Annotated in this window: 20 protein-coding genes; 8 read left to right on the top strand and 12 right to left on the bottom strand. The window is 40.8% G+C overall.

What is annotated here, in order from left to right:
* Window position 1 precedes the first annotated feature (1 nt).
* Window positions 2-1,228 carry an exonuclease subunit SbcD gene (locus FM107_RS12720; protein WP_086948885.1) on the bottom strand — a complete coding sequence of 409 codons (1,227 nt, stop codon included), beginning with the start codon at window positions 1,226-1,228 and terminating at the stop codon, window positions 2-4.
* A 299-nt stretch (window positions 1,229-1,527) separates the two neighbouring features.
* Between FM107_RS12720 and FM107_RS12725 the strand changes: the two genes are divergently transcribed.
* Window positions 1,528-2,604, top strand: a complete 1,077-nt coding sequence (locus FM107_RS12725) for a PA0069 family radical SAM protein (RefSeq protein WP_086948886.1) — start codon at window positions 1,528-1,530, stop codon at window positions 2,602-2,604.
* Between the two features lie 56 nt (window positions 2,605-2,660).
* Here FM107_RS12725 and FM107_RS12730 read toward each other — a convergent pair whose 3' ends face one another.
* The 4 genes from FM107_RS12730 to trpS all read right to left on the bottom strand — a co-directional run bounded on the left by FM107_RS12730 (window position 2,661) and on the right by trpS (window position 5,512).
* A complete protein-coding gene (locus tag FM107_RS12730) occupies window positions 2,661-3,071 on the bottom strand; it encodes a DUF5606 domain-containing protein (protein WP_086948887.1) in 411 nt (136 codons plus the stop codon).
* A gap of 12 nt (window positions 3,072-3,083) precedes the next feature.
* A complete protein-coding gene (locus FM107_RS12735; protein ID WP_086948888.1) occupies window positions 3,084-3,542 on the bottom strand; it encodes a peptidylprolyl isomerase in 459 nt (152 codons plus the stop codon).
* 344 nt (window positions 3,543-3,886) lie between these two features.
* Entirely contained in the window at window positions 3,887-4,501 is a 615-nt protein-coding gene (locus tag FM107_RS12740; RefSeq protein WP_086948889.1) for a deoxynucleoside kinase, read from the bottom strand.
* A 9-nt stretch (window positions 4,502-4,510) separates the two neighbouring features.
* Window positions 4,511-5,512: a tryptophan--tRNA ligase gene (gene trpS / locus FM107_RS12745; RefSeq protein WP_086948890.1), complete on the bottom strand. Its 1,002-nt coding sequence runs from the start codon at window positions 5,510-5,512 to the stop codon at window positions 4,511-4,513.
* A gap of 75 nt (window positions 5,513-5,587) precedes the next feature.
* Here trpS and FM107_RS12750 point away from each other — a divergent pair, with 75 nt between their 5' ends.
* On the top strand, window positions 5,588-6,280 hold the full coding sequence (locus FM107_RS12750; RefSeq protein WP_086948891.1) for a hypothetical protein: 693 nt from the start codon (window positions 5,588-5,590) through the stop codon (window positions 6,278-6,280).
* A gap of 19 nt (window positions 6,281-6,299) precedes the next feature.
* On the opposite strand, the gene mazG is transcribed toward FM107_RS12750, so the two are convergent.
* A complete protein-coding gene (mazG, locus tag FM107_RS12755) occupies window positions 6,300-7,118 on the bottom strand; it encodes a nucleoside triphosphate pyrophosphohydrolase (protein ID WP_086948892.1) in 819 nt (272 codons plus the stop codon).
* A 187-nt stretch (window positions 7,119-7,305) separates the two neighbouring features.
* On the opposite strand from mazG, the gene FM107_RS12760 reads away from it, so the two are divergent.
* Both FM107_RS12760 and FM107_RS12765 read left to right on the top strand, forming a co-directional pair.
* Entirely contained in the window at window positions 7,306-7,614 is a 309-nt protein-coding gene (locus FM107_RS12760; RefSeq protein ID WP_086948893.1) for a hypothetical protein, read from the top strand.
* Entirely contained in the window at window positions 7,607-8,155 is a 549-nt protein-coding gene (locus FM107_RS12765) for a DUF1543 domain-containing protein (RefSeq protein ID WP_086948894.1), read from the top strand. Before FM107_RS12760 ends, FM107_RS12765 begins: the two co-directional genes overlap by 8 nt.
* Window positions 8,156-8,248: 93 nt before the next feature.
* Here the strand turns inward: FM107_RS12765 and FM107_RS12770 are convergent, their stop codons facing one another.
* Window positions 8,249-10,417, bottom strand: a complete 2,169-nt coding sequence (locus tag FM107_RS12770) for a S46 family peptidase (RefSeq protein ID WP_086948895.1) — start codon at window positions 10,415-10,417, stop codon at window positions 8,249-8,251.
* 170 nt (window positions 10,418-10,587) lie between these two features.
* Here FM107_RS12770 and FM107_RS12775 point away from each other — a divergent pair, with 170 nt between their 5' ends.
* Together FM107_RS12775 and FM107_RS12780 are read left to right on the top strand one after the other, a co-directional pair.
* A complete protein-coding gene (locus FM107_RS12775; protein ID WP_086948896.1) occupies window positions 10,588-11,529 on the top strand; it encodes a hydrogen peroxide-inducible genes activator in 942 nt (313 codons plus the stop codon).
* A 66-nt stretch (window positions 11,530-11,595) separates the two neighbouring features.
* Window positions 11,596-13,338, top strand: a complete 1,743-nt coding sequence (locus tag FM107_RS12780) for a chloride channel protein (protein WP_256959519.1) — start codon at window positions 11,596-11,598, stop codon at window positions 13,336-13,338.
* Window positions 13,339-13,359: 21 nt separating this feature from the next.
* Here the strand turns inward: FM107_RS12780 and FM107_RS12785 are convergent, their stop codons facing one another.
* Window positions 13,360-13,953, bottom strand: a complete 594-nt coding sequence (locus FM107_RS12785) for a riboflavin synthase (protein WP_086948898.1) — start codon at window positions 13,951-13,953, stop codon at window positions 13,360-13,362.
* 344 nt (window positions 13,954-14,297) lie between these two features.
* Window positions 14,298-15,206 (bottom strand): DUF3078 domain-containing protein, encoded by a 909-nt coding sequence (locus FM107_RS12790; RefSeq protein ID WP_086948899.1) that lies wholly within the window; start codon window positions 15,204-15,206, stop codon window positions 14,298-14,300.
* Window positions 15,207-15,375: 169 nt separating this feature from the next.
* Here FM107_RS12790 and rlmH point away from each other — a divergent pair, with 169 nt between their 5' ends.
* Window positions 15,376-15,849 carry a 23S rRNA (pseudouridine(1915)-N(3))-methyltransferase RlmH gene (rlmH, locus tag FM107_RS12795; RefSeq protein WP_086948900.1) on the top strand — a complete coding sequence of 158 codons (474 nt, stop codon included), beginning with the start codon at window positions 15,376-15,378 and terminating at the stop codon, window positions 15,847-15,849.
* A 253-nt stretch (window positions 15,850-16,102) separates the two neighbouring features.
* Here the strand turns inward: rlmH and FM107_RS12800 are convergent, their stop codons facing one another.
* Genes FM107_RS12800 through FM107_RS12810 form a run of 3 tightly spaced genes read right to left on the bottom strand, consistent with a single transcriptional unit; the run spans window position 16,103 to window position 18,119 of the window.
* On the bottom strand, window positions 16,103-16,570 hold the full coding sequence (locus tag FM107_RS12800) for an NUDIX domain-containing protein (protein ID WP_086948901.1): 468 nt from the start codon (window positions 16,568-16,570) through the stop codon (window positions 16,103-16,105).
* A 12-nt stretch (window positions 16,571-16,582) separates the two neighbouring features.
* Window positions 16,583-17,383: a DUF1080 domain-containing protein gene (locus tag FM107_RS12805; protein WP_086948902.1), complete on the bottom strand. Its 801-nt coding sequence runs from the start codon at window positions 17,381-17,383 to the stop codon at window positions 16,583-16,585.
* Between the two features lies 1 nt (window position 17,384).
* A complete protein-coding gene (locus FM107_RS12810) occupies window positions 17,385-18,119 on the bottom strand; it encodes a hypothetical protein (protein WP_086948903.1) in 735 nt (244 codons plus the stop codon).
* A 149-nt stretch (window positions 18,120-18,268) separates the two neighbouring features.
* Here FM107_RS12810 and FM107_RS12815 point away from each other — a divergent pair, with 149 nt between their 5' ends.
* Entirely contained in the window at window positions 18,269-20,686 is a 2,418-nt protein-coding gene (locus FM107_RS12815) for a thiamine pyrophosphate-dependent enzyme (RefSeq protein WP_086948904.1), read from the top strand.
* Window positions 20,687-20,701 lie beyond the last annotated feature (15 nt).

A 20,701-nucleotide genomic window follows, 5' to 3' on the forward strand; every position in this document is an offset into this window, starting at 1 on the left:
TTTAGTCCTCCGTATTAGTGTTGTTGTTAATAACTTCTTTTAATAAATCCATTATTTCCGCATTGGGCTGCTGTGCATACTTATACTGAAAATAGTCTTTAAAGAGTACATCTAGGTCTTGTTCCAGATTAACCATTTTATTTGTGGTATTGGTAGGTGTCTGTGAACGTATGACAGGAATAATATGGATGATGCCGTCATGAGCTTCGTGTATTCGCTTCAAATCCGCTGAATTAATAAACTCATCACTCACCAACGTCAGCTCTACGAGCGCGTAAGGATTCGATCTTAGCCAACTAATTGTTTCCTCGATATCCTCAAAGCGCTTTCGTTGTAAATTGCGCCCTGATTCTAAAGGTACAAACGTAAACTGTGCGTCAGTTTGCGGAGAAAGTTCGACCATCACAATACCCTTTTTCTGCCCCGCTTCGGAGAACGAGTAGGCTAGCGGGCTGCTCGGGTATACGACTGGCGACCGGTGTCCACCGATCCGTTGGTATCGATGCAAATGCCCCAGTGCAGTATACTGTATTTGCTCTGGAATGCAGTCCGAGTAAATAAGCTCTGCGTTACCGATTTTGATTGGTTTTTCGCCTTCAGGTTCCTCCAATAATTCGCCACCGCGTTGCGACACGTATAAATGTGTTGTCAACAGGTTCACGCCGCTTACATCACAGTATTGATCAGCAAGCTCGGTCCAGTGCGCTTTCAATAGTTCGTTTAGCTTTTGTTCTTTGCCCTCGAGTCCAAGATACTGTTTCAATCGAAGCTCATTTGCATAGGGCGTGTGTAACACGCGCATAGGATAGGGGATATCAGGTAGCTGTATTTCTAAAAATCCCGGAGCCGAATTGGTGACGGAGAACCCAGAGGGGATAACATATGGTTTTATGTGTGCTTTGGGGTAGCCGACGAAAATTATACCACATTCACGTGCTATAATGTCGGGTGCGTCAATTCTGTCAGGACTGTCATGGTTCCCTGCAATGGCAATCACTGGACGTCTACCGTTCTGTGACAAGGTTCGTAAAGTACGATAAAGTAGTTCTAATGCCTCAACAGCAGGGTTGAAATTATCAAATAAATCCCCCGCGATAATTATTGCATCTGCTTGATGTTCGTCTGCAAGCACACAAAGTTCGGCGAGTACTTCACGTTGTTCCTCTAATCGAGAGAAATTATCTAATCGCTTGCCCAAGTGCCAATCGCCGGTATGTAATATTTTCATGTTGGAAAAGAATTATTTCAAGCAATAAAATTAACGAAAACTAAACAAAAACTAGGTTAAGAAATGTGAAAGAATAAAATCAGCGCGCTTTCAGGTGTATGCGAGCGGGATTCGTATTTTGATTTATAAATGAGATTTTCGATGATCTGTACGGTGCGCGAGGCTATCATTTACTGGACAAGACATAGGTTTAGAGCTTCACGGCCCGCTTAATTTGTAGGCTGGGTTCTCGCATAGCGGCTTATCAAAAAACATGCTTATTATTTTAGTAAATACTATTAATATTAGTATATTTGATAATGACTTCACATACAAATTCCGGGGAATATTTTAAAGGAAGGGGTGCCCAATTTAATCCCAATAATAAATTTAATGAACATCAATATGCGCAAGAATTCGTTGAAGGGCTCGATGAACCATTCCTGCAATCCGAAAAGACAGTAGTTATTGATTCCTATCCCAAATCTATTATATCGAAGGTGAATAGTCCGGATATTGGTTTTTCTCAATCACTCAACCCGTATCAGGGTTGTGAACACGGCTGTATTTATTGTTATGCGAGGAATAGTCATGAATTCTGGGGGTATAGTGCCGGCTTGGATTTTGAACGAAAAATCCTTGTCAAGCATAATGCGGTAGAGCTACTAAAACAAACCCTTGAGAAAGCAAATTACCGTCCGCAGACCATATTCTTGTCCGGTAATACTGATTGTTATCAACCCGTTGAACGTAAATATAAAATCACGCGAGAGCTATTAAAAACAATGCGGGAATATAAACACCCTGTTTCTATCATAAGTAAGAATGTTTTGATGCACCGAGACCTCGATATTATGCAAGAACTTGCTTCGTTGGGGTTGATTTCCGTTACAGTGACGATAAACAGCCTACAAGAAGAAGTGCGGCGTAAGATGGAGCCGAGGACTGCGACGGCTCTGGCGCGATTAAAACTAATTGAATCCTTAGCGAAGAGAAATATCCCCGTGTCGGTATTAATAGCACCGATTGTTCCAGGAATCAATAGCATGGAAATGCCTGCCATTATCCAAAAAGCCGCAAATGCTGGGGCGGTTTGGGCTGGATATACTATTGTTCGGTTAAACGGGGCCGTGGCCGATATTTTCCACGATTGGGTCTATAAGAATTATCCTGATCGTGCGTCTAAAATTATACATGGAATTCAAGAATGTCATGGAGGGCAGCTGAACGATAGCGCGTGGGGAAGGAGAATTGCTGGCGAGGGACGGATTGCTGAGGGGATTAAACAACTGTTTAAGCTAGCACGGAATAAACATATGGGTGATCTTGGGCCGCCGGTTGTGCGTACCGACATGTTTGTACGTCCAGAAAGTTCGGGGCAACTAAGGCTGTTTTAAGTAAAATGGCGCATCCCGAGATCATAGATCGGGATGCGCCGTCTCGAATTACGATATTATCCTTGTTGAATTGGCGCAGGTGCTTCTTCTTCGAACAAGGGTAAATCTTTAAGTAGATTGTACCAAGAAATAATTTTCTTAATATCTGAAGAGTACACGCGGGACTCGTCATGTCCTGGCGCAACTTCACGGAAGAATGCGCGTAACGCATCGCCACTTGCTTTCACTTCAGGCGTTTCTTTTCCTTGGTCTTTAATTGCGCCTAAGACGTCGACTAATCGAATTTCTTCGTCTTCCCCGTAGATTGTGATGTCCTCTAGGGTCGCCATTTTTGTTGTTGAAATGCTAACTGTCGATTTAATCTTTTTCTCGTCGAGAGTTTCCAAAATAAAGCCGGCTTTATTTTGGCCAATTAATTTATACAGCCCTGGTTTACCCGTAACTGATACTAATGCTCTTAAATTCATCTGGAATTTATATTAATCTTCAATAACTTCAATACTTACGATGCCGTCCCCCTGTTGAATGGCATCAACAAGATCAACGTTTTCAATAACTTTACCGAAGCAGGTGTGGTTTCTGTCAAGGTGTGCTGTATTATTACGGCTGTGACAAACGAAAAATTGTGATCCACCCGTGTTACGTCCTGCGTGCGCCATTGACAACACGCCGCGGTCGTGGTATTGGTTCTCGCCCGTTAGTTCACAGTCAATTTTATAGCCCGGTCCACCGGTACCTGGAACGCCTGTTGCTCCTTCACGAGTGTTAGGACACCCTCCTTGGATTACAAAATCAGGTATTACACGGTGAAACTTTAACCCATCATAATATCCGGATTTTGCAAGTTTGATAAAGTTCGCAACTGTATTTGGTGCATCTTCTGTGTAGAATTGCACAGTCATGTCGCCTTTTTCTGTCTTAATAATAGCTTTGCTCATAGTCTTTTTTATTTTACGTATGGACTGCAAAGATAAAATTTCTAATTGAATTGTGGGTTGTCTTCACTGGATGAATTGATAATGGTCTTTATTCCAGTTGTTTGGTTTTCCATAATTCTATCAGTAGGTTTGACTTACATGATTTAGTAGGGGGCCGTTTGAAACATTTCTCAATAGGGGCTTTGCTGCCCAATACTTACCGAGGCATGGGATTAAATTTTGTTAAATTGAAGAAATCGATGGTAATTGATGATGGTGAGATCGACTTTTTGCACATTGAGCCATAGGAATGCGGTAGCCGTAGTTTTATAATGATACGGCACCTGTAAAATCTATAATCTCTTTTAGAACAAACCGAACATCTCGGCTTCTATTTTTTCGATCACTAAACCCAGATCTTCCGGCTTCTGTGCGAAATCAAGATTATCTTTGTCGAGCACAAGAAGCTTTCCTTCTTTATAATTGCCGATCCATTTCTCATACTTATCATTCAATTTGGATAGGTAATCTAAACGGATCGCTGATTCGTAATCGCGTCCCCTTTTTTGAATGTTATTTACAAGTGTCGGAACCGAGGCCCGCAGATATATTAATAAATCCGGCGGTTTTATATAATGAACTATACTTTGAAAAATATTGCTGTAATTTTCGAAATCACGCGCGCTCATCAACCCCATATCATAAAGGTTCTCGGCAAAAATATAGGCATCTTCGTAGATTGTACGATCTTGAATCATATTAATGCTTCTTTTCTGTAGCTCAACGATATGGCGAAACCGGCTGTTTAAAAAAAATATCTGTAGGTTAAAAGCCCAGCGTTTCATGTCACTATAAAAATCCTCCAAATAGGGGTTATTTTCTACCGCTTCAAACTGAGGTTCAAAGTTTAAATGACGAGCTAACTTCTCTGTCAAGGTCGTTTTTCCAGCCCCGATGTTTCCTACAATTGCTATATGCATATTCAAGTATTAATATAATTTCTTTATACCTATAATTTTGCGCACCTCGTTAATAGTTTTTCGCGCGCTTTCACTCGCTTTTTCTGCACCAAGACGAACAACCTTTTTGATATATTCTTCGTCATTGGAGATGTCTTCGATACGTAGGCGAACAGATTCAGTCGCATCAATCATGTCTTCCGCAAGCTGTTTTTTAAAGTCACCGTAACGAATTTGACAATTGTCGTAGAGGTTTTCGAAATGGGTCAGTGTATCTGCTGAAGATACAACCTTCATTAAATCAAATAAGTTTTGGATTGCTTCGGGTTTCGGTTGATTTATTTCAGTCGGCCCCGAATCTGATACCGCGCGCATGACTTTTTTGCGTATCACCGCTGGAGAGTCGCTTAGGTATACGCAGCTTGCCTCACCGTTGGATTTACCCATTTTTCCATTTCCATCTAAGCCTGGAATTTTTACGAGTTTATTACCGTAGCTAAAAGCAAATGCTTCTTTGAAATACTCTACATTATATAATCGATTAAATCGGTTCCCAAATGTTCTGGTCATTTCTAAATGCTGCTCTTGGTCCTTGCCTACTGGAACTTTGGTGCCATGGTGTAGAAGAATATCACACGCCATCAAGACGGGGTAAGTAAGAAGTCCGCTATTTACATTGTCCGGATTAGCGCGGACTTTATCCTTAAAAGCAGTAGCCCGCTCTAGCTCACCTAGGTATGCATTCATATTCATATACAGGTATAGCTCGGATACTTCCGGAACATCTGACTGTACATATATGGTTGACTTCTCTGGGTCGATACCCGCTGCCAAATATTCTACAACCACCTCTCTTACCGTTCTGTTTAAGTCGCTTGGTGTGGGGTGGGTTGTTAGCGAATGGAGATCTGCTATGAAAAAAAAGCAATTGTATTCGTTTTGCATTTTCACAAAATTGTTCAACGCTCCATAGTAATTCCCTAAGTGTAATTTTCCGGTACTTCTGATACCGCTTACAACAGTTTCTTTCATGATGCAAATTTAAGGATTAATTGGTAATTAATTACAGGTGGTTTATATTTGTTGTAATTAATAAGTTCCTCGATTATGAAGTTTGCAATACCGTTATTCCTGTTTTTTTTCTGTTTCTCTTGCGGTGCTCGATGTCAAACGGCAACATTCGAGTTTGACGATCAAGTATGTTCGTATCAGGGTATTTACGATACCGCTTTGTATACCAAAAGTCAACTTAAGGACACTTACCGTTTGGTAGCAGATAATTATTACGTTGCCGATGAGGGAAACGTCGCGGAAGTAACGAGGCGATATCAAGCGGTTATTGAGAGCCTGGATTCATTAGAAATTGTGGAAAACCCATATTTTCAAATTGTAAGGGATTCTGTCCGCACGTATTTAAAGCAAACACTTTCTTTAAAAAGAGCACAGAAATTGGCTAGGGAAGAGCCATCGCTTCTTTTATCTTCCGTCGCGGCTGATTCGCGCGCGTATCGGTACGGGCAGGCGCTTGTCGCCGGGGGTGAGCTATTATTAACCGCATACAAGGAACTTGTGGAAGAACAGATGAAAAATAATGCGATGCCGGATTATCTTTTTGATGAATATCAAGCCGTTATGGACAGGGATAATCGTGAGGAAATAGCGTTCGAGAAACTTCTCGTTTATGGCTGGTGGAACAGTGCAAATGATCAGAGCGATCACCTCCGGGATCGCCGTCTGTTATTCGAAAGTTTCCTAGAATTGTTTTTGGAGGTGAAAACAGTCCACTGCGACGAAGTTTAACGAGCTGCAGAGATTGTTATTAATCCTTCGTGTTGCCCATACCTTTGGCTTCATTCCAATATACGTCCATCTGTTTAAGTGTCATATCTTGAAGGCGTTGCCCAGTTTCGGCTGCGCGATTTTCTAAATGATTGAAGCGCTGAATAAACTTTTTGTTTGTCCGTTCGAGTGCATTTTCTGGATTGATACCAATATGACGGGCGTAGTTGATGAGCGAAAATAGCAGGTCTCCGAATTCAGCTTCGGCGCGCTGTTGATCGATCGCTTGATGATGCTTGATGTCAAATTCCGCTTTGAATTCAGATAGCTCTTCTTCTACTTTTTGCCAAACTTGTGTCTTATCGTCCCAATCAAAGCCAATGCCACGCGCTTTATCTTGTATGCGGTATGCTTTAACTAATGCAGGAAGTCCTTTTGGCACACCGGAAAGGACCGATTTATTTCCTTCTTGCAGTTTTATCGTTTCCCAATTCACTTTCACCTGGCTTTCATCGCTGGCAATCGTGTCGCCGTATATATGCGGGTGACGTTTTATGAGTTTGTCACAAATAGCATTTAGCACGTCAGTGATATCAAATTCTTGTTGCTCAGAGGCTATCTTAGCATAGAAAAGTAGGTGCATCATCACGTCTCCCAATTCGTTTTTAATTTCCTGGAAATCCTTTTCTAAGATGGCGTCAGTCAGCTCATACATTTCTTCGATAGTCAGCAGCCTTAGGGATTCCATCGTCTGTTTACGATCCCAAGGACAGTGTACGCGCAAAACATCTAGAATAGTGATAAGACGCTCAAAAGCCCCACTTGGGGTCTCCTGATACGATGGTATATGGTGACTCATAGAAATTAAATTTGATGCGTGAAATATGAGCCAAATATACAGGAAAAAAGCACGAATTTACAAATTTAGCATCGATGGAAACTAGGATTAATGCGCTGTATTCTTGTCGGTACGCTCTATACGCTATAATATTTAAAACATAAGTCCCGCCATAGCTGTTATTGATGTAAAATAGATTTAATTAGTTATGGAAACGAAACACAAATACGAGACAGCGGACGTCGCATTAGAAAAGTTGAAAGAGATGGGGTATACGACAGATTATAATATCGCCTTTGATGAAATTTCTGTGGATGCAGACGATTATCAAGTAGACCATTTATATCGTTACGAAGGGGACTCCAATCCGGATGATGAATCTACAGTATATGGTATTTCAAACCCTACCAATGGAAAGAAAGGAGTGTTCGTTGCGGGCAATCTGTCGTTAATTGAGGGCAGGAAGCGCGACATTATTTTGAATTTAGAAATGAAATTTAAGAAAAAAGATGCCTAAGAATCTTTTCATGGTGCTCTTAGGGTGTAAACCCGAGGGGCGATTCATTGAACAGCATGATATTTACTTTGGAATAGCCGAAGAGTTGCCGGAGTTGAAAAATGACATGATCGAGTATTGGCCCCAGGCCCGCGGGAAACTGCATATCGATGCTTGGAAGAAAATTACGTATGTTGAAGGGTATACGATTTTAGTACGTCCGAGAAACGATGCCGCTGAGCAGCGCAATAAATTATTTTTTGTTAACCTTGGTGGCTATAGGGAAAATGATTTTGAAGAATATCATTTTAAACAGCTGGTCGTCGCTGAGTCTTTGGAACTAGCAAGCCGGCTTGCAAAAAAAACGCGCTTTTTTATAGATCATATTTCACCTCATATCGATGACAAATATGGTTTGGATGTGGATGATATATTTGATGTCGAAGACATTATTTCGCCTTCTTTACGCGCGCAGTATAGCTTGGAAATCGTGCCTATTGATAGTAATTTAGCTTTGGAAGATACTCCGAATATTGGTTACTTGAAATTCTCGGATTTTTAGTTGGTGTGCTTTCGGCTATGTGTAGTAGTAGAGAGTCAAAAAACGAGCAAAGTAGCGGACGTTCTCATATACTTTGCTCGTTCTAGATAAAAATTAAATTCCCATCTCCTCAATGATAAATTGTGCATTATCAATTTTGTCAGCTACCCATAATACGTAGCGTATATCAACACCGATCGAGCGGCTATAGTCTTCATTCCAGGCAAAATCGTTTATCGTTGCATCATATGCACGGTCAAAATTAACGCCAATTAGGTCACCGTAGGCATTCATTATTGGAGAGCCAGAATTACCGCCTGTCGTATCCATATTATACAAAATATTTACCGGAACGTCGTTCAGTTCTTTCTTAGCGTATGCGCCAAAGTTTTTCGCCAGCCAAGCTGCTTTTATAGACTCGGGATAGGCAAATTCAGGGAGCTCGGAGTTTCCTTTTTCTATTAGTCCTTTTACAGTCGTAAATGGAGTCATATAGGTAGCATCGACAGGACTATAGCCTTTAATGTTACCAAAGGTCAGTCGAAGCGTCGAATTGGCATCAGGGATAAAGCTTTTAGATTGAAACTTTTCCTTGACGGCCACATAATCGCCCATTAATCTATTTAAAACACCTTCTCTGCGTTTTTGCTCGTCATCAAAGCTGAGCAGCTCTTTATCAAGTTTCGCTTGAATAGCGAGTAAATCATCGTGATAATTCTTTAGGGACTGTACATCGCGTAAAATCTCATTAAATACGTCGTCTTCACTGTTTAGTTCCGAATGATCCAAGGCAGTGATGAATTCTTTCACAAATTCTTGCTCGGAATGACCGACATGAGCAGAGTCGAAATAACCGAGTTTATTATCGCCTTGGAAGCCGTAAGCATCTTCAATCATTCGTGCTCCAATATTTTTATCAACTTGCAAATTAAAACCGTCGTATATTTTGGATAGAAAGTCCTTGACCTGGTTGATATTAATATTGAAAAACTCTTCTTGCGCTTGAAGACCATTCTGTTTCAATAAAGCGTCTCTGAAACCGTTGATCGTACTTGCTATTCGCAATAAACTCGAACTGCTATAGAGATTATTAAACCATAGCTCTTTTAACGCTGTTTTGTCTACTTCTTGGTAGTAATCGTCGATGTCGGCCATTAAGCTGCCATAACGCTGCTTGTACTCTGGTTTACTTTCTATGAATTTAGCCAGCGCCTCATCTTCTTCGTATTTCTGTTTTACGAGCGATAAGTTCTTTAATCCTTTTAATTTGCCGCGGTAATTTTTCATCACATTGGCGTTTCTTTTCATTCGCGTTGCAAGAGCAAGTTGCGTGGAAACATCACTCTTGCTTGCAAAGGACATTTGTTGGTTTTGGAAATCATAAAGATTCGATGTGTACGGCAACAGGAAGCGTTCCTGGTACTCCATGTACTGCGCAGGACGATGTCTAAAAGTTCGGCCAGGGTACCCCAAAATAAAAACGAAATCATTTTCATTTACGCCTTTCGGATTTACTTTAAGATGCTTCTTAGGTTGATAAGGTACGTTCTCTTTGGCGTATTTCGCCGAGGACCCATCGGGTGCAACGTAAGCACGTAGGAACGAGAAATCGCCCGTATGACGTGGCCAAACCCAGTTATCAGTCTCTCCTCCGAACTCGCCAATATCTTGCCTGGGAACGTAGACTAACCGGACATCTTCAATTTTTTTATACTTAAACAATACATAGCTCTTGCCAATGAACATTTCGGACACTTCGGCCGTGATACTCGGGTCTTGTTTCTCAGCTAATTCAGCTAATTCTGCTCGTTTTTTATTAATTGCGTTAATTCGCTGCTTTGGATCTTTAATATTTTCAACGGTCTGCAGTACCTGATCCGAAACGTCCTGGTAGGAGTCTGTAATTCGAATGGTCAACCCTTGTGCTTCGATTTCTTGCTCGAGACCGTTGGCCACAAATCCATTTTTTAAATAATTAAACGCAGGGCTACTCGCTAGTTGAACGGCGCTAAAAGCGCAATGGTGGTTGGTTATAATTAATCCGTTTGGAGAAACAAACGAACCCGTACATCCCCCGACCTTTACGAGCGCATCTACTAATGCAACTTCGTTATTGGGGTTATAGATATCTTTTTCTGCTATCTTTAACCCCGCCTTTTTTAGACCTGCACGACTTAGTTCGCTCAAGGGAAACATTCCCTCGTCGGGGACAGATGCCGAAAAGATTAACATGCAGATACCAAGTAGCAGACCACACATTAAAGTTCCTTTTAATTTATTCATAAATTCTAATTTAGCGTGGTTCAAAGTTAAGAAAGATTTCGCGACAAATATCTCGCATATTTACGCCGAATGAGGGTTTCGAATTTAGATAATACGATATGGTGAAAATCTGTCGTAAATACGTGGAAAAACTCTTAAAGTTGTACCTTTGTATAGCTAAAATTTATCGAATGACACTTGTTCAATTAGAATATGTTATAGCGGTCGATACGTACCGTAGTTTTGTCGCCGCGGCCGAGCACTGTTTTGTTACACAGCCGACTTTAAGTATGCAGATTCAAAAGTTAGAAGAATCTTTAGGAGCGAAATTATTTGACAGAAGTAGGCAGCCGGTAGTTCCCACAGAAGTCGGGGAGAAAGTTATCAAGCAGGCGCGTCTGATTCTAATGGAAAGTAAAAAGATTCTGGAAATTCTCCAGGAGGAAAAAGGGGAGATTTCTGGTGAGTTGAAAATAGGCGTGATACCCACTGTCGCCCCGTATCTACTTCCAGATATTCTCACATTATTTTTAAAAAAATACCCGAAGCTTCAAATGCAAGTTTGGGAGCATACCACAGAAAAGATCATTCATGAACTTAAAATGGGACGGCTTGATTGCGGAATTGTGTCAACACCATTACGGGAACTCGGAATCGATGAAACTCCCCTCTATTATGAATCGTTTGTGGCTTACGTTTCTGAGCGGAGCCCATTATATCAAAAGAAAATGATCAGCCCCGACGAGATCGCAAGCGAAAAGTTATGGTTATTAAACGAGGGACACTGTATGCGTGGGCAGGTGTTGAACCTTTGTCAATATAAACATAAGTTGGGTAGCGAAGGAACCTTTGAATATAATACGGGGTCTGTGGAAACGCTTAAACGAATGGTAGACGTGAATTCTGGAATAACAATTGTTCCGGAAATGAGTATTCTGGGGTACGAGGAAGATCAGCTAGCACATGTTCGCTATTTTAAATCCCCCGAACCTGTTCGTGAAATTAGTCTCGTTACGACGCAAAATTATGTAAAAAAGCAGGCCGTAAAAGCACTAGAGAATGAAATTTTAGATATTATCCCCGAAAGGTTTAAAAATAAAAAACGGAAAGAAATAATGGGATTCGAACTTTAATTATTGGCCAGCATATTAATGAGAACTAAAATTCAGATAAAATTAGAACACGTAAATAGGTGGAGAATGCAAAAAATTTCTAACCGAAATTTTTTGATTATTCTTTCTGTCGTCGTAGGAATTATCGGTGGGTTAGCCGCTTCATTACTCAAAGTTATGACCCATTATATCGCCTCGAGTCTCCAAAATGATATTGAATGGCACTATAAATATTCCTTTTACCTTATTTTGCCATTAATCGGAATCCTATTTAGTGTTCTATATGTTCGTAAGTTCCTTAAAGGGAAGAATTTCGAGCACGGAATAACGCCTATCATCTATGCCATTTCTAGAAAGTCTTCTCGAATCGAACCACATAATGTTCATTCGCAGATTGTTACAAGCGCAATTACGGTTGGTTTTGGAGGATCGTGTGGTCTAGAGGCGCCAATTGCCTACAGCGGGTCGGCGATAGGTTCGAATATTGCGCGGTTTTTTGGTTTACAGTATAAGGAAATTACGATGCTGTTGGCGTGTGGCGCGGCGGCCGGTATTGCCGGAGCTTTTAATAGTCCTATCGCTGGGATGATTTTCGCCATTGAGATTTTACTCCCTGAGTTCTCTATTCCTGCATTTATTCCACTCTTGATGTCGGCGGCTCTGGCCTCGGTGATTTCGCGGATGCTGTATGCTGAGCCATTGTTTCACACGGCCACTACAGAATGGGAGATTTCGGCACTGTTTTTTTATGTACTGCTTGCGGTGATTGTCGGCATTTATACTGTTTATTTTGCGAAAATTAGTACGGTGGTGAAAAATAAGTTCGCAAAGATCAAAAATCCGTACGCAAAAGTTTGGGTGAGCGGAGGTTCTTTGGGGATTATGATTTTTTTATTCCCAGCGTTGTATGGTGAGGGGTACCTAACTATCCAGCAGATGCTCGATGGTAAATTCGATGCGATTGTAAAAAACAGTTTGTTTTTTGAATACAGTCACCTCGGCTGGGTTATTGTTTGTTATACTGTACTGACCCTGTTCGCTAAATCTCTTGCCTCGCTTTTTACATTAAGCGGAGGGGGCAATGGGGGGATTTTTGGCCCCAGCTTAGTAATGGGGGGCTTACTTGGGTTTGCATTTGCGTACGGAATTAATCAAACAGGGGTCGTCATGCTGAATGTGCCAAATTTTGTTGTTGCCGGAATGGCTGGAGCGATGGCCGGGATAATGCACGCTCCACTCACCGGATTGTTCCTCATCGCTGAAATAACGGGAGGATACACCCTGATGGTTCCGCTGATGTTGATTACGTCGATTTCCTATTTGATCAACCGCTCCGTGTTGAAGCATTCCATATATACGAAGGGATTGGCCGAATCGGGGGATTTACTTTCATATGAAGACAAAGATCGAACGGTATTAAGTATGATGAAGCTTCGGTATGTCCTAGAGACAAATTTCATCGTTTTAGGACCGAAGCAAACGCCAATCGATCGCCAAAGTCAAATTATACACTCCAAACGGAATATTTTTCCTATTGTAGATGATACAGGCGTACTGCTGGGTATTATATACAGCGAGCGACTGTTCTCGATTTTACTAGGGGAAGAAGAGGGGGCGAATAAACCCTTTGACACTTTGGCTCAAAAACCGAATGACGTGATAAAAGAAAGTGAAAATATGGAAATCGTAATGGCGAAAATGAATCGCGATGATGTCTGGATTTTACCCGTTGTGAATGATGAGAATAAATATCTTGGCTTCGTGTCCAAATCGAGCGTGTTTAATAAATATCGCGCATTGTTAGTTCGTCAAGGACAATATTTAGAATAAGACCGCTTGCGCACGATGCGCCTAAGCGCGTGCGTCTAGGATTTTAGCCACATATTTTCCGATTATATCAAACTCTATATTAATTGTATCACCGACCTTAACCGACTGCAGGTTGGTGTACTCAATGGTGTAAGGGATTATCGCAACGGAAAACCGACTGTCTTGTGAATTTACGACAGTCAAACTGATTCCATTAACCGTAACCGATCCTTTTTCTACGGTGACGTTGTCTTGTAGGTTCTTTTGGTATTCAAACGTAAATAACCAGCTCCCATTTTGATCTTCAATGGCTACACAGGTTGCCGTTTGGTCCACATGGCCTTGGACAATATGTCCATCTAAACGTCCCCCAGCGACCGTACATCTTTCTAGGTTAATCAAGTCACCTACTTTTAAAAGTCCAAGATTTGATTTAGCAAGTGTCTCTTGTATCGCTGTCACTTTATGAGTTTGTGCTTGTATGGCTACCACGGTAAGGCATACGCCGTTATGCGAGACACTTTGATCAATTTTTAGCTGATCAGAAATTGACGATTCGACATAGAAATTAATATTCTGCTGCTCGGTCTCTATTCGGGTGACTTTGCCCAGTGTTTCGATGATGCCTGTGAACATAAGTTTTGCTTTTGAACAAAGGTAAGGAACGTTGCGTTAAAAAAAATAAAATTAAAAATTTTGTATAGTGTATTTTATACACTACTTTTGTAGTATCATAATTTAGGTTTATAATTGGTTATAAAGGTTTTCATTCTCCCCGTTTGAAAACCTTTTTTTTATATCTGATTATCAAGTAATTAACCTAAATATGTAGAATTATAACGACATTTATTCCGAAAAAATTTGGGGAATATCCAAATAATACTCTATCTTTGTGATAGGTTTAGGTTGATTACCTCGTACAAGAGGTTATATTTTAAAGCCTGGAGGATCGCCCGATTCATCCAGGCTTTACTTTTTTATTAAAATTTGTAGGTTACGCCCGCGCCCACAATTTGTCTGACTTGAAGACCTGGACCTTTTTCTTCAATACCATTTTTAACTTTCGGAACCATCGTATTGTCGTCGTATATCAGTTGAACGCCTGCATTCACCGTAATAAATTTATTTACCGTCATAAAAAGATTTGCGGTATAATCGACGTCCACATTTTGAGGATCTTCCAGGTAGTTGGCGTAAAGTTTTAACGTATTTTCAAAGGAGATGTTCTTCATTAGATCCACTTTGTAGTAAGCATCCAAGGACGCGCCAAACTCTGTACGCAAATTTTTATCGGCATCTAGCCCATAGTCTGTCCGGAGTGAGTCGATCCCTACGAAGATGAGCCGTGCAGATGCTGGCGAAAGGTTTACACGGAAGTTGTCCGAGCGTTTGTATGCAAAACCAGGACCGAAACTTAAGTACGCTGGAGCAAATGGACCTGATAACACTTGTCTTTGTTCGTTTGTGTAGTCGTATCCTTTAGCAAACTGCGTGTTAAAGTTTAGGAAGAACGTATACATCCAATATTGTTTAGCCTCGTAGCCGAGTAGACTGTTTATCATAAACCGATCATCGTTCTTTCTCCAATCCGTTTCTTTTTGAAAAGTTTGACCGTAGGCCGCGAGGACCTTGTTATCCCAGTTCCACTTTCCTTTTTTGTAGTTGAAATCATAATTAAGAACAAGGTTACCCGCAAACGAGCTCACTCCACCGGCCGCCCAATTGGTGAACGAACTTTGATTAATTAAAAAGGTGTTTTCTCCCTTAATTGTCCAGGTTTTTGTGGTGTCTGTGGTCTGCGGGTTTGCCGGAGTGATATCATCTTGTGCAAATGCAGAGCTGCCTGTAATAATGGCGCCGGTAGCTAAAAAGATTTTTAGTAGCTTCATTGTGGTTTGATTAAAGTGTAAAAAAATGTAATATTGAGTTCATACGATAAAATAAATTAATGATTTATATTTGCGTGAGATTAAGAAATTCTAGTTAGGCAGATCAAGCTTTAGAATATAAAGGTAAATAAATATTTCTTTTTTGCAATAAATAGCAGGTATTAGGTATATGAAAATCACTTTAATTTGTATTGGTAAAACGGATGAGAAGTTTGTGATAATGGGGGTTGAGATTTACCTTAAGCGCTTAAAGCACTACATTAATTTCGACCTTGTGATTATTCCGGATATAAAAAATGCGAAGAATCTTACGCAGGACCAGCAAAAAGCAAAGGAGGGAGAATACATTTTAAAGCAAGTTGGAAATGCTGACTTTCTGGTACTTTTAGATGAGCGGGGTAAAGAATTTCATTCGGTCGGTTTCTCACAATATTTGGAGCAGAAAATGATCAGTTCGGTGAATAACTTGGTTTTTGTAGTCGGCGGGCCTTACGGATTTTCTAACGAGGTATACCAGCGCGCGAATCAACAAATGTCACTCTCTAAGATGACCTTTTCACACCAGATGATCAGGCTGTTTTTTATTGAGCAGCTTTATCGTGGATTTACAATCATAAAAGGAGAGCCGTATCACCACGAATAATTTAGCTAATTTTAGTATATTTATATTATGGAATTTGCGGATGGATTTCATCATTAGTTTAAAAAGGAGGCGTAATGGATTTAAATAATTTAAAGCGAGATTATAAATTTAAGAGTGAGGAAGCGTACCGCGATAAGAGGCGGAATAGAAATTTGATTATAATTTGTATGGTCTGTGTAGTGATACTATTCTTTTTATTCGATAGGATTTTCTAGAACAGATATACTCGTTACGGAGTTTTTTCTAGTTCGTATCAAAAATTTTTATTTTCTCGTTCGAGCAGATTTTTAAAAGTATGCCATGCTTGCTTGTCGGTCTTAAACGTTAATGACTTTTCTTGCAGCGTGTCAACCGGGACGAAGCGAAATACCTCCAGTTTATCGGCTTGTTTTTCCTTCGAGAAGTCGAAAGGACTTACCTTTATATCAAATGTAATCGGCCCTTTGGCTTTCACTTGGTAATAGATCGAAAGAATTTGACTTTCGTTAAAACTGGATTTTTCATAGAAATCCGTCGTATAAATATGACGAAGAACATCGATTTCAAGTTGACATTCCTCCATAAATTCGCGCTTGAGGGCATCAATTAATCCTTCGCCGTATTCGAGCCCACCTCCGGGAAATTTGGTGAATGATACATTCATAGTCTTCTCGTCGCTGACTAGTAACTCATTTGTTTCATTGAGTAAAAGGCCGTATACACGGACGTTAAATAGATACATTTAGTGTGTATTTTATTTTTTATTAGACAAGTCTTTAAGGTAGATGTTTCGAAATTCGACCGGTTGCCCCTCACTTTGTAGGGCGATATAACCATGGTCTAAAATTTTGCCATCTACCTTTTCCGCCTGCTTATAATTATTTACTATCGGTCCCCCAATTTGTGGTTTACTATAAGTAAGTACGGTGTCGCCTTCAATAATATGGGTAACCAGTGAATCTCCTCGTACGATTAGTTCGGCGTGCACCCATTGGTCACCATCATATGTCTTTGAAAGCGAATTGATACAATGCGTCTCAAGGAGCTTTCCTTGATATACGATGTGTGTACCAGGTGAGCACATATTTCCGGTTGGCCGCGCAACGCTGTCGCCAAGGCCACCCAAAAACTGCATTTCGACCGAAATGGGCCAGTCTTGGTTCACAGGCATCGTTCGTGGATCTTGGGAGTGAAACATCACACCGCTATTACGCAACGTGAAAGAGGGAGCGCCCGGGTACAAATCACCAACAAACCGATATTCTAATTTTAAATGGTAATGCGAAAAGGGGGTTTCATAGTACAGGTGGCCGTATCTATCGTCAAATTCTCCGCCATAACCATCGTAGTTTACTTGAATTACATCATCGTTCACTCGAAACGTATTCGCGAAGTTTTCACCGGTGGGGTAGGAATAAATTTTGGTGATCCAGTTGTCAAGATTTTCACCGTTAAATAATCGGATCCATTGGTCTTGTGGCTCCTGTTTTAGAACAGGATTACAACCAAACAACAACGTTGTAACGCTTAATGCGTATAAAACTGATTTTATCATTTTATAGGAATTGGAATCCGTTTTCTATCGACATTTCATCTACCCCAAAGAATGAATAATGTTTAGGAAGAAACCATTGCAGCGTATTCATGATTATTTTAAAATCCTTTTCATGTGAAAACTGTATCGGTGTGATATTAAAAACGAGATCTTGAGAAGCCTTTCGTTCGTCCTCGTAATCGCGGGCAATTAGCATCATTTTTGGGTTTTGTACACCTGAAAATGTTAAGAATTCGCGAATATGTTTCCGTAAGTATTTTGGAAATATTTCTTCCGAAGGTTGCCCCACGAGGATGTCTTCGTCGTTACTGATTTTGGTTCGTTCTTCTCGATTCGAAAATAAGCTAACATCCGTATAAAAGGAACCGGAAAGTTTCAAGTTAACTAGATCACCGTATGAGAATACCCATTCAGGTTGTCCTTGGTGTGCATTAATTACAATTCCGAACCCTTGGTCCATGATGATAGCAAGCTGTTTTTCGATGACATATGCTTGAAAGCTTTCTCCAGTGGAAATGGTTTGTAACTGTATATAGGGGAAACCATCATTACTCGTGATAATTTCAGGGTCACCAAGCTTTAGATTTGCGCCGGCGATTGCACCTAAAAAATCATCTCGCCATTTCTCATCGCGTTGCTCGAACGGGATTTGCATTAATTGGTTGATAATGATAGTTTTCTCCAAATCGCCTAAAAATTGTTCTTTCTGAATTGTTTTGTTCTCGCTTTTATTCATCTTGTATTTATCCCTAAAAGAGTCTAAAAGTAAGTATAATTGCTTAAAACAAAAACATCTTTTCCGAATTATAGAGCGCGCTTAACAGGAACCACTATTGGGAATACCAGGTATATTTTAGTACTTTTGCTGAAACCATAGTTTAGTATATGTCTGAAACTATCAACAATGTAAACAGTGATTTCGAAACATCCAAAATCAGCTTTAATGACTTTCGTGAGATCATATTGCATGATTATAAGATTGCCGTTCAAAGCAGATATGTAAGCGTGCTGGGACGGAAAGAAGTCTTAACGGGAAAAGCTAAATTTGGAATATTTGGTGATGGTAAAGAGGTCGCACAAATTGCATTATCTAAAGTATTTAAAAACGGAGATTGGCGATCGGGTTATTATCGCGACCAGACTTTTGCTTTTGCATCTGAAATCACCAATGTATATCATTTTTTCTCGCAATTATATGCAAATCCGGATCTGAAGTCAGAAATTTCTTCTGGTGGAAGACAAATGAATTGTCATTTTTCTACTCAGTTACTCGATGGACAGGGGAATTGGTTGAATCAAACGGAGCAGAAAAATTCTGTCTCGGACATTTCGACTACAGGAGGACAGATGGCACGCGTGGTTGGACTAGGACTTGCGTCGAAATTGTATCGCGAAAATAGAAACCTAGATTATCTATCCTATTTTTCAAATAAAGGCGAGGAAGTCGTATTTGCGATGATCGGCAATGCATCGACGTCCGAGGGGGTCTTCTGGGAAACATTGAATGCAATTGCTGTAAAACAAATACCTGTGGTTGTGTCGATTTGGGATGACGGATACGGTATCTCGGTCCCCAATGAAGTCCAAACGACCAAGGGAGACATTTCGGCTGCTATTCGTGGTCTTCAACGTGAAGGTGGTAGTAATGGTGTGGAGATATTCAAAGTGCGTGGTTGGGATTATCCAGCTTTGTGTGAGGTGTATGAAAAGGCCGCTTTGTTAGCGCGCGAGGAACATATCCCGTGTGTAGTACATGTTACTGAAATGACGCAGCCGCAAGGGCACTCGACCTCGGGTTCCCATGAACGCTATAAAACGGATGAACGTTTAGCATGGGAGGAAAGCAACGATTGTAATCTAAAAATGCGGGAATGGCTATTAACGTCCGGCATTGCACAGGAAGAGGAACTTTTGACACTTGAGAAAGATTCGAAAGAGTTTGTTCGTCAGGAACAACGACGTGCTTGGGCCGACTGCAACGGGACTATTCGTAAAGATCTGGATGAAGCGATCGAAATGCTCGCTGCAATCGAACTTCCAGTCGTTGAAATTCCTTTAAAAACACTGAAATCGTTAAGTGAGCCATCTTTAAAAATCGTATACGCGAATGTGCGCCGTGCTATTCGTGATTTGCGCAGCGAGAATAGCATTGAAAAAACTGCATTGGTAAATTGGTATACAGGGAAAACACGGGAGAATTATGGCAGGTTTAATGATAAACTTTTTAGCGATACGAAAGACTCACCACTTGATATCGCTCCTGTAGCGATTGTGTATAACGACGCAGCACAATTGGTCGATGGAAGAGAAATTTTAAACGCTTGTTTTAAAGCAAATTTTGCACGGGATGAACGCATTATCGCCTTTGGAGAAGATGTGGGATTAATTGGCGACGTGAATCAAGGATTTGCCGGCCTGCAGGACATTTTTGGTGAGCAAAGAATATTTGATACCGGTATAAGGGAGTCGGTCATCGTTGGCAAAGGGATCGGGCTGGCCATTCGGGGACTTCGTCCAATTGCGGAAATACAGTATCTAGATTACTTACTATATGGATTGCCGGTATTAAGCGATGATTTAGCGAGTCTCAGTTACCGTACCAAGGGAACACAGAAATCTCCTGTAATTATTCGCACACGCGGCCATCGTTTGGAGGGCGTGTGGCATTCGGGCTCTCCGATGACAGTATTATTAGGTGCCCTGCGCGGAATACATCTATGTGTACCGCGTAACATGACCCAAGCAGCAGGCATGTATAACACCTTACTTCGTTCAGATGAACCAGCATTGGTAATCGAGTGTCTAAATGGCTACCGGCTAAAGGAGAAGATGCCGAGCAATGTTGGAGAATTTACCGTGGAAATTGGCCAGACCGAGCTCATGCGAGAGGGTACAGATATCACCGTGATATCCTATGGTGCCACATTACGCGTTGTAATGGACGCCTCTGTTGAACTGGAAAAACTGGGGATTTCTATCGAGGTAATTGACGCACAATGTTTACTACCATTTGATCGTACGAATCTGTCGAGTAAATCACTAGCAAAAACGAATAAGATTTTGGTTGTGGATGAAGATATGCCAGGCGGTGCTTCTGCTTTTATTATGAACGAAGTGTTAGAAAATCAAAATGGCTATTATCTGCTCGACGGCCAACCAAAGACATTGTCAGCAAAAGCCCATCGACCACCTTATGGCTCTGATGGCGACTATTTTACGAAACCATCGATCGATGATATCGTAGAAGTGGCTTACCAGATGATGAGTGATTATAATGGAAACAGGTTCCCTAAATTGTTTTAGGAGGACACTGTTTCA

It is taken from the genome of Sphingobacterium sp. JB170 (genome assembly GCF_900163865.1).
In the GTDB taxonomy this organism is placed as follows: Bacteria; Bacteroidota; Bacteroidia; order Sphingobacteriales; family Sphingobacteriaceae; genus Sphingobacterium.

Bases quoted from the DNA above. Each gene is read 5' to 3' on its own strand.
- FM107_RS12720 (WP_086948885.1), bottom strand. From the start codon at position 1,228: ATGAAAATATTACATACCGGCGATTGGCACTTGGGCAAGCGATTAGAT.
- FM107_RS12725 (WP_086948886.1), top strand. From the start codon at position 1,528: ATGACTTCACATACAAATTCCGGGGAATATTTTAAAGGAAGGGGTGCC.
- FM107_RS12730 (WP_086948887.1), bottom strand. From the start codon at position 3,071: ATGAATTTAAGAGCATTAGTATCAGTTACGGGTAAACCAGGGCTGTAT.
- FM107_RS12735 (WP_086948888.1), bottom strand. From the start codon at position 3,542: ATGAGCAAAGCTATTATTAAGACAGAAAAAGGCGACATGACTGTGCAA.
- FM107_RS12740 (WP_086948889.1), bottom strand. From the start codon at position 4,501: ATGCATATAGCAATTGTAGGAAACATCGGGGCTGGAAAAACGACCTTG.
- trpS (WP_086948890.1), bottom strand. From the start codon at position 5,512: ATGAAAGAAACTGTTGTAAGCGGTATCAGAAGTACCGGAAAATTACAC.
- FM107_RS12750 (WP_086948891.1), top strand. From the start codon at position 5,588: ATGAAGTTTGCAATACCGTTATTCCTGTTTTTTTTCTGTTTCTCTTGC.
- mazG (WP_086948892.1), bottom strand. From the start codon at position 7,118: ATGAGTCACCATATACCATCGTATCAGGAGACCCCAAGTGGGGCTTTT.
- FM107_RS12760 (WP_086948893.1), top strand. From the start codon at position 7,306: ATGGAAACGAAACACAAATACGAGACAGCGGACGTCGCATTAGAAAAG.
- FM107_RS12765 (WP_086948894.1), top strand. From the start codon at position 7,607: ATGCCTAAGAATCTTTTCATGGTGCTCTTAGGGTGTAAACCCGAGGGG.
- FM107_RS12770 (WP_086948895.1), bottom strand. From the start codon at position 10,417: ATGAATAAATTAAAAGGAACTTTAATGTGTGGTCTGCTACTTGGTATC.
- FM107_RS12775 (WP_086948896.1), top strand. From the start codon at position 10,588: ATGACACTTGTTCAATTAGAATATGTTATAGCGGTCGATACGTACCGT.
- FM107_RS12780 (WP_256959519.1), top strand. From the start codon at position 11,596: ATGCAAAAAATTTCTAACCGAAATTTTTTGATTATTCTTTCTGTCGTC.
- FM107_RS12785 (WP_086948898.1), bottom strand. From the start codon at position 13,953: ATGTTCACAGGCATCATCGAAACACTGGGCAAAGTCACCCGAATAGAG.
- FM107_RS12790 (WP_086948899.1), bottom strand. From the start codon at position 15,206: ATGAAGCTACTAAAAATCTTTTTAGCTACCGGCGCCATTATTACAGGC.
- rlmH (WP_086948900.1), top strand. From the start codon at position 15,376: ATGAAAATCACTTTAATTTGTATTGGTAAAACGGATGAGAAGTTTGTG.
- FM107_RS12800 (WP_086948901.1), bottom strand. From the start codon at position 16,570: ATGTATCTATTTAACGTCCGTGTATACGGCCTTTTACTCAATGAAACA.
- FM107_RS12805 (WP_086948902.1), bottom strand. From the start codon at position 17,383: ATGATAAAATCAGTTTTATACGCATTAAGCGTTACAACGTTGTTGTTT.
- FM107_RS12810 (WP_086948903.1), bottom strand. From the start codon at position 18,119: ATGAATAAAAGCGAGAACAAAACAATTCAGAAAGAACAATTTTTAGGC.
- FM107_RS12815 (WP_086948904.1), top strand. From the start codon at position 18,269: ATGTCTGAAACTATCAACAATGTAAACAGTGATTTCGAAACATCCAAA.